At 59.9% G+C, this 12,780-nt stretch carries 10 protein-coding genes; 4 read left to right on the forward strand and 6 right to left on the reverse strand.

Annotated elements, in window-relative coordinates:
- Positions 1 to 5: 5 nt before the first annotated feature.
- The 6 genes from MO767_RS07300 to mreB all read right to left on the reverse strand — a co-directional run bounded on the left by MO767_RS07300 (position 6) and on the right by mreB (position 8,824).
- Positions 6 to 3,809 carry a YhdP family protein gene (locus MO767_RS07300; protein WP_282479982.1) on the reverse strand — a complete coding sequence of 1,268 codons (3,804 nt, stop codon included), beginning with the start codon at positions 3,807 to 3,809 and terminating at the stop codon, positions 6 to 8.
- Positions 3,810 to 3,883: 74 nt separating this feature from the next.
- Entirely contained in the window at positions 3,884 to 5,341 is a 1,458-nt protein-coding gene (gene rng / locus MO767_RS07305; protein WP_033058026.1) for a ribonuclease G, read from the reverse strand.
- A gap of 57 nt (positions 5,342 to 5,398) precedes the next feature.
- Positions 5,399 to 5,995 (reverse strand): Maf family protein, encoded by a 597-nt coding sequence (locus MO767_RS07310; RefSeq protein WP_282479983.1) that lies wholly within the window; start codon positions 5,993 to 5,995, stop codon positions 5,399 to 5,401.
- Between the two features lie 42 nt (positions 5,996 to 6,037).
- Positions 6,038 to 6,529 carry a rod shape-determining protein MreD gene (gene mreD / locus MO767_RS07315; RefSeq protein WP_282479984.1) on the reverse strand — a complete coding sequence of 164 codons (492 nt, stop codon included), beginning with the start codon at positions 6,527 to 6,529 and terminating at the stop codon, positions 6,038 to 6,040.
- Positions 6,529 to 7,644, reverse strand: a complete 1,116-nt coding sequence (mreC, locus tag MO767_RS07320) for a rod shape-determining protein MreC (protein WP_282480099.1) — start codon at positions 7,642 to 7,644, stop codon at positions 6,529 to 6,531. The genes mreD and mreC overlap by 1 nt, the downstream gene beginning before the upstream one ends.
- A 142-nt stretch (positions 7,645 to 7,786) precedes the next feature.
- Positions 7,787 to 8,824, reverse strand: a complete 1,038-nt coding sequence (gene mreB, locus MO767_RS07325) for a rod shape-determining protein MreB (RefSeq protein ID WP_002555108.1) — start codon at positions 8,822 to 8,824, stop codon at positions 7,787 to 7,789.
- A 214-nt stretch (positions 8,825 to 9,038) separates the two neighbouring features.
- On the opposite strand from mreB, the gene gatC reads away from it, so the two are divergent.
- The 4 genes from gatC to MO767_RS07345 all read left to right on the forward strand — a co-directional run bounded on the left by gatC (position 9,039) and on the right by MO767_RS07345 (position 12,762).
- Entirely contained in the window at positions 9,039 to 9,326 is a 288-nt protein-coding gene (gatC, locus tag MO767_RS07330) for an Asp-tRNA(Asn)/Glu-tRNA(Gln) amidotransferase subunit GatC (RefSeq protein ID WP_008026876.1), read from the forward strand.
- Between the two features lie 16 nt (positions 9,327 to 9,342).
- Positions 9,343 to 10,794, forward strand: coding sequence for an Asp-tRNA(Asn)/Glu-tRNA(Gln) amidotransferase subunit GatA (gene gatA / locus MO767_RS07335; protein WP_282479985.1), 1,452 nt, complete (start codon positions 9,343 to 9,345; stop codon positions 10,792 to 10,794).
- A gap of 10 nt (positions 10,795 to 10,804) precedes the next feature.
- Positions 10,805 to 12,250, forward strand: a complete 1,446-nt coding sequence (gatB, locus tag MO767_RS07340; RefSeq protein ID WP_282479986.1) for an Asp-tRNA(Asn)/Glu-tRNA(Gln) amidotransferase subunit GatB — start codon at positions 10,805 to 10,807, stop codon at positions 12,248 to 12,250.
- 137 nt (positions 12,251 to 12,387) lie between these two features.
- Complete coding sequence (locus MO767_RS07345) at positions 12,388 to 12,762, forward strand: septal ring lytic transglycosylase RlpA family protein (protein ID WP_134422013.1); 375 nt, start codon at positions 12,388 to 12,390, stop codon at positions 12,760 to 12,762.
- Positions 12,763 to 12,780: the final 18 nt, after the last annotated feature.

Genomic DNA, 12,780 nt, shown 5'->3' on the forward strand with positions numbered 1-12,780 from the left:
CGTTGTCAAAAAGGCTTGTCAAAGGTGATTTTCGGCTCTTTCCATGGCCCCTTGACGGTGTATTGGACGCTGGCGAAACGCGCCACACGGTCACCGATCAGCTTATCGATCAGGAACAGCGCGCCGCCGATAGCCGGTGCACCGACGATCAGCGCGGCTATCGGCAGGTTGTTGGTCACAGGCAACGTCACCAGCAACTTGGCATCGACCTTATCGCCCACCAGGTCCAGCGTACCGTTGAGTTCGATGTTGCTCGACGGACCGGTCAGCCGGATCGGCTCACGCGTCACGTATACACCGTTGGTCGCGACCAGCAGGCCTTTGACCCGGTCATAACTCAAGCCTTTGCCAAACAGGTCGGAGAAGTCCAGACGCAACCGGCGGCCGATGGAGTTGAAGTTCAGCAAGCCAAACACTCGCAACGCCTGGGCGCTGCCCTCGACTTCAACAAACTGACCTTTATTCAGCGAAGCATCGAGGGTTCCAGAGAAGCGCTTGGTGGCCAGCCAGGCCGGCGAACCGGGCCAGCGACCATCGACATCCATATGAAAATCTTCACTGGTGACACTCGGCGCAAAGCCCCAACCCTTCAGTACATCGGCGAGATTCTTGCCGCTGATCCGGCCCTTGTACCAACTGCTGCTGAAACCGGGCGTGCCTTCCCAACCGCCACTGCCCTGCAGGAGGATGCCCTTGAGGCCCAGATCCAGCGTATTAAGCGCAACGCCCTTGGCGGTCGGACGGACTTTCAGATACCAGGCCCCGACGAGGTCCTTGCCCTGGAACAGTTGATTGATGGTGATATCCAGTGCCGGGATCTTCGTCGGATCCACCGAGGCCAGCGGATCTGGCGAGTTTTCGTCGGCCAGGACCGTCGGGTCTGGGGCAGGCAAACGCACGTATTGCAGGTTGACCGCAATCGGCGCGGCTTTCGCATCGGGGATGCTGGCGCTTCCCTTCACCTGTTGGCTGTCGAGTTGCAAGGCCCACGCGGCAGGTTTTCGATTCAACTGTACGGAAGCCTGATCGAGCGTAGTGCCGACACCGCTGAGCGTGCCAATCTTGAAATCCGCACCGCTGAGCAACTGTTTGGCGTTGCCGCCCGGATCCCGGCCGGGGTACTTGTCTACCAGGTCTTTCCAGGGGCCTACGTCCAGTTCCGACAGCACACCGCGCACCCGCAGGCCTTTGGCGCCAGGTAGCACGGCATTGCCGCCCCCCAGGAACAACTCACCGCGCCCGTCGGCAAAATTGCCGGGCGGTGCCGCAAACGTGAAGTTCGCCAGCTCACCGTAGTTCACCCAGTAGCGCCGCTCGGCCCCCTGCAGGGTCATGCGGAACGTGGTGTCGCGGCCGACGTCGGACTCCATGCCGAACGGCGCCGGCAAATTGATTGCAACGCCCTTGAGGTTGGAGCTGACCATCAATTGACTGTCGGCCCCATCAAGGTTCAGTTGCAGCTGATAAGGGATCACACCGGACACTGGCAACGGCTGAGTAACACTCAGCCAGTCAGTCAGTTTCTTGACCTCGACCTGGCCCGAGGCGGCGACGCGAGTCTTGAGGTTGCCGGGGCCACCATCGGCGAAAATCTGTGCAGCGACAGGTTTATCGAAGGCGCGCGCGGTGATGTTTTGCCCGCTCAAACCCTTGTTGCTGTCGAAACGGAAATCGCCTTTGAGCTGAGTCAGCTCCAGGGTTGGCTCGGCCAGTTTCAGACGGGCCTTGGCGGTCTTGAAGTCGACGAGGATCTTCGGCTGCTCGCCTTTGACCAGCGGAATATCCAGTTTCAGTTTGCCTTGCAGATCGCCCTCGCCTTCCCAACCGGCAAAGGTCGCTGCGGTGCCGATCGGCGCTTCCTGGAGAATTTTCAAGCCATCGCCCAACCCGCCAGCGAATTCACCGTCGAGTAACAGGTGGACGTTTTGCCCTGCTGGCACATGGGGAATATTGACGTAAATGTCGCTGACTTCGGTATTGAGCAATTGACCCTTGCTGGCCAGGATCCGCACACCGCTGTCTTCAACAAACACGTCACCCGTGACCTTGCTGACATGTGGCCAGCCTGGCTGGAAGGCCAGTTCGGCGTCGTGAACCTTGAAGAACAGACTGATGCTGCGGGCAGTATCGGCGGCACCGTGGTTCAGCGAACCCTGGTACTGGAAGAAGCCTTCGTCCACCGCACCTTTGAGAATCGCCGTACGCAGCCATTCGTCCAGCCCCGGGCTTAGCATGGTCGGCAAGTACTTGGCGGTGTAGCGCCCGTCGCCGTCCACCAGACCGACCCGCAGGTCCATGTAGTCTTCCTGGGTGTGGTCGAAATGCAGGCGGATCAGGAAGTCTCCGGCAATCTTGCCCTCCTCGCCCAGCACCTTCAGGTACGGCGCGATCAAGGTGAAGGCTTCTTTATCGAGTTTCCAGGTCAGTCGGGCATTGGCCTGAATGTACTGCCATGGCTTGGCGAAAATCGGGTCCAGGTGCAGGGAAAAATCCTTGCTGTCCATGCGCAACTCGCCACCGCCCAGATCACCGCTGATGCTGCCACTGACATTTCGCGCCGCTGGAGCGCCGTGATAGGCATCGAAGCCGACCCGATCCAGGTTGGCGGCAAAGCTGAACTTGCTGCCGTCGGTGGCATTAGGCCGGAAGTCGATCAGCACGTTGCGCAGGCCGCCGGTCACTTTGAGCCGCTCGACGGCCGTGGCAACGCCCTCGGGCAGCGGCCCCAAGGCATTCAGAATCGGGGTGATCGGGGTGAGGTCGAGGCGGTCGGCTTGCAGATGCCAAAGCTCTTCAGTCTTGTCCGTCGCCTCGTTTTGCTTGAGTTGCAGATGCGTTTCCCAACGGGTCTCGCCAAAGTTCATGGCCAGCGAATCCAGGGTTACCAGCACGCCTTCGGAGCTGCGCTGGAAATAGCCATTGAGCGCCAGATTGTTGATCTGGATCGGCTTGCGCTCGGCGTACGCGCCCTTGAGTTGCGGCGCGTTCAAGCGAATCGCTGCACTTTGCAGGGCACCCTTGTTCCAGTTCACCCAAAGTTCGCCGCCGGCCTTGAACTCGGAAAAATTCCATTGTTGGGTCAGGCGCTCAGGCAACCATTTCGACCAGTCGCTTTGTGGCAGGCTCAAATAAGCTTCGGCCTCGCCGTCTTTCCATTCGCTGGCGCGCAGACGGGTACGCAGACTGATGGCCACCGGTTGTCCGTCGGGCAGGGTCAAACGGGCGTCAAGTCGCTGGCGGGAGACGCCAGTTTTCAGATTCAGCCCGACGTAAGTCAGGGTCAGCGGCTGCTCTTGCAGTGGCTGCAAAGTGACTTGGCTATCGAGTACCGACAGTTGCTGAACCATCTGCATGCGATTGAGCAATTGCTCGGGATCCAGCGGCTGATCCTGCTGCACAGGTAAACCTTCCAGCGCCCAAGCCCCGTCCTCGCCTTCCTTGAGGCTGATCTTCAGGCCGCTGAGTTCCAGGTGAGCAATGCGCACTTCACGAGCCATCAGACTGGCCCACAGATCCGGCACTGCGCGCACCTGATCCAGACGCAAGGCATTGGCGCCCTCGCCGACCATCACGTCGTGAGCCAGCATGATCGGAGCGAAACCGCTCCAATTGCCTTCCAGTTCGCCGATATTCAGCGGCATACCCAAGGCGGCACTGGCTTTGGCTTCGACTTCGGCACGGTACTCCGCCACCAGCGGTGTCAGCTCTCGGCCGAGGCTGACGTACAACGCCATCAACACCAATACCAACGCGCACAGCCCCAAACCCCAGCGGGTGAGTGCGGCCAAAATGCGTGTCAGACGTTCCATGTCAGTTGGCTCCCATGGCAAAATACTGCAAAAAGCTGAGGCCAGCCGTTCTAGCAGGGTTGAAAGACAGCGATTCAGAGCAGCACCACGTCGTATTGTTCCTGGGAATACATGGTTTCCACCTGGAACCGGATGGTGCGCCCGATAAAACCTTCGAGCTCGGCGACATTGCCCGATTCTTCATCGAGCAAACGGTCGACCACTTTCTGGTTTGCCAATACACGATAGCCTTCCGCCTGATAGGCGCGAGCCTCTCGGAGGATTTCGCGGAAAATCTCGTAGCAAACCGTTTCCGGAGTCTTGAGCTTGCCGCGGCCCTGACAGCTGCTGCACGGCTCGCACAGTACTTGCTCAAGGCTTTCGCGGGTGCGTTTGCGAGTCATCTGCACCAGGCCCAACTCGGTGATGCCGATGATGTTGGTCTTGGCGTGATCGCGCTCCAGTTGCTTCTCAAGGGTGCGCAGCACCTGACGCTGGTGCTCCTCATCTTCCATGTCGATGAAGTCGATGATGATGATCCCGCCCAGGTTGCGCAGGCGCAGCTGGCGAGCAATGGCGGTCGCAGCTTCGAGGTTGGTCTTGAAGATGGTTTCTTCGAGGTTGCGATGTCCGACGAACGCCCCGGTGTTAACGTCGATGGTGCTCATGGCTTCCGCCGGATCGACCACCAGGTAACCGCCGGACTTCAGCGGGACTTTGCGCTCCAGGGCTTTCTGGATTTCGTCTTCGACGCCGTACAGGTCGAAGATCGGCCGTTCGCCAGGGTAATGCTCAAGACGATCGGCGATTTCCGGCATCAGCTCGGCGACGAACTGTGTGGTTTTCTGGAAGGTTTCCCGGGAGTCGATGCGGATCTTCTCGATCTTCGGACTCACCAGATCACGCAAGGTGCGCAGCGCCAGGCCGAGGTCTTCGTAGATCACACTCGGCGCGCTGATGGTTTTGATCTGCTCGTTGATCTGATCCCAGAGCCGACGCAGGTAGCGGATGTCCATGAGGATTTCATCGGCACCGGCACCTTCGGCAGCGGTACGCAGGATGAAGCCACCGGCCTCTTGGATGCCTTCTTTGGCCACGCAATCAGTGACCACTTGCTTGAGACGTTCACGCTCGGCTTCGTCTTCGATCTTCAACGAAATGCCAACGTGCGCGGTACGCGGCATATACACCAGATACCGCGACGGGATCGACAACTGAGTCGTCAGGCGTGCGCCTTTGGAGCCGATCGGGTCCTTGGTCACTTGCACCACCAGGCTCTGACCTTCATGGACCAGAGCGCTGATGCTCTCGACCGCCGGGCCTTCGCGCAGGGAAATTTCCGAGGCATGAATGAACGCGGCGCGGTCCAGACCAATGTCGACGAATGCCGCCTGCATGCCCGGCAATACCCGGACGACTTTGCCTTTATAGATGTTCCCGACAATCCCGCGCTTTTGCGTACGCTCGACGTGGACCTCTTGCAGAACACCGTTTTCAACCACCGCCACGCGCGATTCCATCGGCGTGATGTTGATCAGGATCTCTTCACTCATGGCAGGGTCTCGTTCAGGCATGTTCACGATAATGGCCGCATCTTGTCAGTACGACGCTCAACGCGCGTTAAGGGTTTGCCAACAGGGTATGCCGAAATGGCCAAGCAGCTCAGCGGTTTCGCACAGCGGTAACCCGACCACCGCCGAGTAACTGCCATTGAGCCCGGCGACAAACACCGCGCCGAGCCCCTGAATGCCGTAGCCGCCGGCCTTGTCCTGCGGCTCGCCGCTGGCCCAGTAGGCCATCGCTTCATCGCGACTGATGTTGCGAAAGCGCACCAGACTGCGCACGACCCGAGACTCGCAACGCTCACCCTCTCGCACCGCAATCGCCGTCAGGACTTCATGTTCACACCCGGACAACATCATAAGCATGGCGCACGCTTGCGCTTCATCAACCGGTTTGCCAAGAATTTTTCCGTCCAGTACCACGGCGGTGTCGGCGCCCAGCACGCAAAAATCTGCGGCGGACACGACAGCCCTGCGCCCGGCCTCGGCTTTGCCGCGCGCCAGGCGCTCGACATAGGCCGACGGGGATTCATTTTCTAAAGGGGTTTCATCGATGTCCGCACTGATGGCGGAGAACGGCACGCCGATCTGCGTGAGCAGTTCACGCCGACGCGGCGAGCCTGAGGCGAGGTATAGCTTTTTCATCAAGACATCTCCCTGTCTAGTGCGGGCAAATGCCGGACCGAATTAATTGATTTTGTAGCGTCGACGCAAACCGCGCAAACCGTAGCTGACCCATGGCCAGAGCAATGCGCTGACCAGTGCTGGCAAGACCAGCGCCAGCGTCGGCTGGCGATTGCCGGTCAGGGCGCTGAGCCACAGCTGAACAAGTTGCGCGAGGCCGAAGATAACCAGGATCACCAGGCTCTGTTGCCACATCGGGAACATGCGCAGACGTTGTTGCAGCGCCAGCACCAGGTATGTGATCAGCGTCAGGATCAATGCGTTCTGGCCCAGCAGCGTGCCATAAAGCACGTCTTCAGCCAGGCCCAGGCACCACGCGGTGACCATCCCGACTTTCTGCGGCATGGCCAACGCCCAGAACGCCAGCAGCAGGGCCAGCCACAGCGGACGGAGGATTTCCATGAATTGTGGCAACGGCGAAACGCTGAGCAGCATGCCTATGGCGAATGTCAGCCAGACTATCCAGTCGTTTCGGGAGGCAGTAGCACCAACCATTATTCTCGTCCCCCAGTGGTAGCCGGCGCAGAGACAGGCGGTTTGGCTGCAGGCTTCGCGGCAGCGGGCGGCTTGCTGGCGGCAGGTTTCGCAGCAGCAGGATGAGTTACCGCAGGTTTGGGCGGGGTTGTGGCAGCAGGGGCAGCCGTCGGCGCAACCGGAGTCACGGGCGCAGCAACAGCAGCCGGGACGATGGCAGGTTTCGGTACTGTCGCTGGAATGATTGGTCCACCACCGTGCTGGTCCAAGGCTTCTTGAGCCTGGGCAGCTTCGTTGGCGCGCTCTTCGGCTGTGCGGCCGTCGGTGAACACCAGCAACAGGTAACGGCTGCGGTTCAAGGCGGCGGTCGGCACGGCGCGCACAATAGCGAACGGCTGACCGGAATCGTGAATCACTTCCCTGACCGTCGCTACCGGGTAACCCGCCGGGAACCGCTGCCCCAGACCCGAGCTGACCAACAGATCGCCTTCTTTAATATCGGCGGTATCGGCTACGTGACGCAGCTCCAGGCGTTCCGGATTGCCAGTGCCGCTGGCAATCGCCCGCAGACCGTTGCGGTTCACCTGCACCGGAATGCTGTGAGTGGTGTCGGTCAGCAACAGCACACGAGAGGTGTACGGCATCAACTCGACCACCTGGCCCATCAGGCCGCGGGCATCGAGCACCGGCTGACCGAGGATGACACCGTCGCGCTCACCTTTATTGATGATGATGCGATGGGTGAAGGGGTTGGGGTCCATGCCGATCAGTTCGGCCACTTCGACCTTCTCGTTGACCAGCGCGGAGGAGTTGAGCAACTCGCGCAGCCGAACGTTCTGTTCGGTGAGGGCGGCAAGCTTTTGCATGCGACCCTGCAACAGCAGGTTTTCGGTTTTGAGTTTTTCGTTTTCGGCGACGAGCTCGGTACGGCTGCCAAACTGGCTGGCCACACCCTGCCATAGCCGCTGTGGCAGGTCGGTGATCCAGTAAGACTGCATCAGTACCAGCGACATTTGGCTACGCACTGGCTTGAGCAGTGTGAAGCGGGCATCGACCACCATCAGCGCGACCGATAGCACGACCAGCACCAACAAGCGCACGCCCAGTGAAGGCCCTTTGGTGAAAAGCGGTTTAATAAGCCGCTCCTCCCAGGCAAATGTTCTCTTTATTCATACGGCATCAAACCGGCCTGGATGCAGACTGACAGAAGATAAACGCCAACAGGCAGCACTGCAAAGTGCTGCCTGCGCGCCAACAGCATAGATGCGTCGGGCGAGATCACTCGCTCGACAGCAGGTCCATGGTGTGTTTATCCATCATTTCCAATGCACGGCCACCGCCGCGAGCAACACAGGTCAGCGGGTCTTCGGCAACGATTACCGGCAGACCGGTTTCCTGGGCCAGCAACTTGTCGAGGTCACGCAGCAAGGCGCCGCCACCGGTCAGTACCAGACCACGCTCGGCGATATCGGAAGCCAGTTCCGGAGGCGATTGCTCCAATGCACTTTTCACAGCCTGAACGATGGTGGCCAGGGACTCTTGCAGAGCTTCCAGCACTTCATTGGAGTTCAGGGTGAATGCGCGTGGAACGCCTTCAGCCAGGTTACGGCCACGAACGTCGACTTCGCGAACTTCGCCGCCCGGGTAGGCCGTACCGATTTCCTGCTTGATGCGCTCGGCAGTGGATTCGCCGATCAGGCTGCCGTAGTTGCGACGCACGTAGGTGATGATCGCTTCGTCGAAGCGGTCGCCGCCAACTCGTACGGATTCAGCGTAAACCACACCGTTCAGGGAGATCAGCGCGATTTCAGTGGTACCACCACCGATATCGACAACCATCGAGCCGCGAGCTTCTTCAACCGGAAGGCCGGCACCGATCGCAGCCGCCATTGGCTCTTCGATCAGGAACACTTCACGGGCACCGGCACCGAGGGCCGACTCACGGATGGCACGACGCTCAACCTGGGTGGATTTGCACGGAACGCAGATCAGCACACGAGGGCTAGGCTGCAGGAAGCTGTTTTCGTGAACCTTATTGATAAAGTACTGCAGCATCTTTTCGCAAACGCTGAAGTCGGCGATCACGCCGTCCTTCATCGGACGAATGGCAGCAATGTTGCCCGGCGTACGGCCGAGCATGCGCTTGGCCTCGGTGCCGACAGCAACGACACTTTTCTGGTTACCGTGTGTCCGAATAGCCACAACCGAGGGCTCATTCAGGACGATACCGCGCTCGCGCACGTAAATAAGGGTGTTGGCAGTGCCCAGGTCAATGGAAAGATCGCTGGAAAACATGCCACGCAGTTTCTTGAACATGGGAAAGGGACCCTAGGCAACGCGTGGGTAAAAAAGTGCGGCAAACTCTAACAACGACAGGGATTTTGGGCAAGGCGCCAATATGTTAAATTGGCCGCTTTTCTGTGCACCAACCCCCACAATCGCGGCCTTATGACCGTAGAAATGCGGTAGTGTTCCGACAATCTAACACACGGATAGCATCCGTTCTGTTTTCCTTCCACTGGAGAATCCCATGACGCTTGAACGCTCCGACGTGGAAAAAATCGCTCATCTGGCCTGTCTTGGCCTTAATGATGCCGATCTTCCACACATCACTTCGGCCCTGAACAGCATTCTGGGGCTGGTCGACGAAATGCAGGCGGTCAATACCGACGGTATCGAGCCGCTCGCCCACCCACTGGAAGCCAGCCAGCGCCTGCGTGCAGACGTCGTGACCGAGACCAATCATCGCGAGGCCTATCAGTCCATCGCACCAGCGGTCGAAAACGGCCTGTACCTGGTTCCGAAAGTCATCGACTAAAGGGAAAGAGCCTGCAATGCATCATTTGACTCTGGCCGAGATCGCCCGCGGTCTCGCCGATAAAAAGTTTTCTTCCGAAGAGCTGACCAAAACCCTGCTGGCGCGTATCGCCCAGCTCGATCCGCAGCTCAACAGTTTCATCAGCCTCACCGAAGACCTGGCGCTCCAGCAGGCGAAAGCCGCTGACGCACGCCGGGCCAATGGTGAGAGCGGCGCCCTGCTCGGTGCGCCGATCGCCCACAAAGACCTGTTCTGCACCCAGGGTATCCGCACCAGCTGCGGCTCGAAGATGCTCGACAACTTTAAAGCACCGTACGACGCCACCGTAGTCGCCAAGCTGGCCGCCGCGGGTGCCGTGACGTTGGGCAAGACCAACATGGACGAATTCGCCATGGGTTCGGCCAACGAGTCGAGCTACTACGGCGCAGTGAAAAACCCGTGGAACCTGGAACACGTGCCGGGCGGTTCGTCCGGTGGTTCGGCCGCGGCCGTTGCCGCTCGTCTGTTGCCGGCCGCCACGGCGACCGACACTGGCGGCTCGATCCGCCAGCCGGCCGCGTTTACCAACCTGACCGGTCTGAAACCGACGTACGGCCGCGTTTCGCGCTGGGGCATGATCGCTTACGCCTCCAGTCTCGATCAGGGCGGCCCATTGGCGCGCACTGCCGAAGACTGCGCAATCCTGCTGCAAGGCATGGCCGGTTTCGACCCGCAAGACTCCACCAGCATCGACGAGCCCGTGCCGGATTACAGCGCCAGCCTCAACGGTTCGCTGCAAGGCCTGCGCATCGGCGTTCCTAAAGAGTATTTCAGCGCCGGTCTCGACCCGCGCATTGCCGAGCTAATCCACAACAGCGTCAAGGCGCTGGAAAAGCTCGGTGCCGTGGTCAAGGAAATCAGCCTGCCGAACATGCAACACGCGATCCCTGCGTACTACGTGATCGCCCCGGCAGAAGCGTCTTCCAACCTGTCGCGTTTCGACGGCGTACGTTTCGGCTATCGCTGCGCAGATCCAAAAAACCTCGAAGACCTGTACAAGCGTTCCCGTGGCGAAGGTTTCGGCCCGGAAGTTCAGCGCCGGATCATGGTTGGCGCCTACGCGTTGTCCGCCGGTTACTACGACGCTTACTACCTGAAGGCGCAGAAGATTCGCCGTCTGGTGAAGAACGACTTCATGGCTGCCTTCAATGAGGTCGACATCATCCTCGGCCCAACCACGCCAAACCCGGCCTGGAAACTTGGCGCCAAGAGCAGCGACCCGGTTGCTGCGTACCTGGAAGACGTCTACACCATCACCGCCAACCTCGCCGGTCTGCCGGGCTTGTCCATGCCGGCAGGTTTTGTCGACGGCCTGCCGGTCGGCGTGCAATTGCTCGCCCCGTATTTCCAGGAAGGTCGCCTGTTGAACGTTGCCCACCAGTATCAGCTGAACACTGACTGGCACACCCGCACCCCAACCGGCTTCTGAGGAGAAACACATGCAATGGGAAGTCGTGATCGGGCTGGAGATTCACACCCAGCTCACCACCCGGTCGAAAATCTTTTCCGGTAGCTCCACCACTTTCGGTTCCGAGCCGAACACCCAGGCCAGCCTGGTTGACCTCGGTATGCCCGGCGTATTGCCGGTGCTGAACCAGGAAGCAGTGCGCATGGCGGTGATGTTCGGTCTCGCCATCGATGCCGAGATCGGCCAGCACAACGTGTTCGCCCGTAAAAACTATTTCTACCCGGACCTGCCGAAGGGCTACCAGATCAGCCAGATGGAATTGCCGATCGTCGGCAAAGGCCACCTGGACATCGCCATGGAAGACGGCACGATCAAACGTGTCGGCGTGACCCGTGCGCACCTGGAAGAAGACGCCGGTAAAAGCCTGCACGAAGAATTCAACGGTGCCACCGGCATCGACCTGAACCGCGCCGGCACGCCGCTGCTGGAAATCGTGTCCGAACCGGACATGCGCAGCGCCAAGGAAGCCGTGGCCTACGTCAAGACGGTTCACGCGCTGGTGCGTTACCTGGGCATTTGCGACGGCAACATGGCCGAAGGTTCGCTGCGTTGCGACTGCAACGTGTCGATCCGTCCAAAAGGCCAGGTTGAATTCGGCACGCGCTGCGAGATCAAGAACGTCAACTCGTTCCGTTTCATCGAGAAGGCGATCAACACCGAAGTGCAGCGTCAGATCGAACTGATCGAAGACGGCGGCAAGGTGATCCAGCAGACTCGTCTGTACGATCCAAACAAGGACGAAACCCGTCCGATGCGCAGCAAAGAGGAAGCCAACGACTACCGTTACTTCCCCGATCCGGACCTGCTGCCGGTGGTCATCGAAGACTCGTTCCTCGACGACGTGCGCGCCACCCTGCCGGAATTGCCACCGCAGAAACGCGAGCGCTTCCAGGCGCAGTTCGGTCTGTCGGTCTATGACGCCAGCGTCCTGGCCACCAGCCGCGAGCAAGCCGATTACTTCGAGAAAGTCGTGAGCATCGGCGGCGACGCCAAGCTGGCGGCCAACTGGGTGATGGTTGAATTGGGCAGCCTGTTGAACAAACAGGGCCTGGACATCGACCAGTCGCCGGTCTCGGCCGAGCAACTGGGCGGCATGCTGCTGCGCATCACCGACAACACCATCTCCGGCAAGATCGCCAAGGTTGTGTTTGAAGCCATGGCCAACGGCGAAGGCAGCGCGGACGAGATCATCGACAAGCGCGGCCTGAAGCAAGTGACCGACACGGGCGCGATCTCGGCAGTGTTGGACGAAATGCTCGCGGCCAATGCCGAACAAGTTGAACAGTATCGCGCGGCAGACGAAGCCAAACGCGGCAAGATGTTCGGCTTCTTCGTCGGCCAGGCCATGAAAGCCTCCAAAGGCAAGGCCAACCCGCAACAGGTCAACGAACTGCTGAAAAGCAAGCTCGAAGGCTGATGAGAATGGAGCCAGATTTAAAGCCTGGCTCTAATCCCTGTGGGAGCGGGGGGGGGGGGGGGGGGGGGGGGGGGGGGGGGGCCCCCCCCCCCCCCCCCCCCCCCCCCGCTCCCACATTTGTATGTGGAAACCTTCGAATGAAACGCTTCCTCAGTACCTGTGCCCTGCTCTCTCTGCTGGCCGGTTGCGCCAGCACCGACACCATCGATCCACACGGCTATGACAAGACCGGTGTTGCCTCGTATTACGGCGCCAAACACCAAGGTAAACGCACCGCCAGTGGCGAGCGTTTCAACAAGAACTCCCTGACCGCCGCCCATCGCCAGTTGCCCTTTGGCACGCGAGTGAAGGTCACCAATCTGAACAACGACAAGTCCTGCGTGGTTCGCATCAACGATCGCGGGCCGCACACCCGTGGGCGTCTGATCGATGTTTCACATGAAGCGGCCGAACAACTGGGTATGCTCAGTAGCGGCACCGCGAAGGTTCGCGTGCAAGCCCTCGACGACTGATAGACGGAGCGCTGACCA

The sequence above is a fragment of the Pseudomonas sp. UYIF39 genome (genome assembly GCF_029963765.1).
Taxonomy (GTDB): domain Bacteria; phylum Pseudomonadota; class Gammaproteobacteria; order Pseudomonadales; family Pseudomonadaceae; genus Aquipseudomonas.

Excerpts from the sequence above, each read along its gene's own strand:
- MO767_RS07345 (WP_134422013.1), top strand. The coding sequence starts at position 12,388 with ATGAAACGCTTCCTCAGTACCTGTGCCCTGCTCTCTCTGCTGGCCGGT.
- gatB (WP_282479986.1), top strand. The coding sequence starts at position 10,805 with ATGCAATGGGAAGTCGTGATCGGGCTGGAGATTCACACCCAGCTCACC.
- MO767_RS07310 (WP_282479983.1), bottom strand. The coding sequence starts at position 5,995 with ATGAAAAAGCTATACCTCGCCTCAGGCTCGCCGCGTCGGCGTGAACTG.
- gatC (WP_008026876.1), top strand. The coding sequence starts at position 9,039 with ATGACGCTTGAACGCTCCGACGTGGAAAAAATCGCTCATCTGGCCTGT.
- gatA (WP_282479985.1), top strand. The coding sequence starts at position 9,343 with ATGCATCATTTGACTCTGGCCGAGATCGCCCGCGGTCTCGCCGATAAA.
- MO767_RS07300 (WP_282479982.1), bottom strand. The coding sequence starts at position 3,809 with ATGGAACGTCTGACACGCATTTTGGCCGCACTCACCCGCTGGGGTTTG.
- mreB (WP_002555108.1), bottom strand. The coding sequence starts at position 8,824 with ATGTTCAAGAAACTGCGTGGCATGTTTTCCAGCGATCTTTCCATTGAC.
- mreD (WP_282479984.1), bottom strand. The coding sequence starts at position 6,529 with ATGGTTGGTGCTACTGCCTCCCGAAACGACTGGATAGTCTGGCTGACA.
- rng (WP_033058026.1), bottom strand. The coding sequence starts at position 5,341 with ATGAGTGAAGAGATCCTGATCAACATCACGCCGATGGAATCGCGCGTG.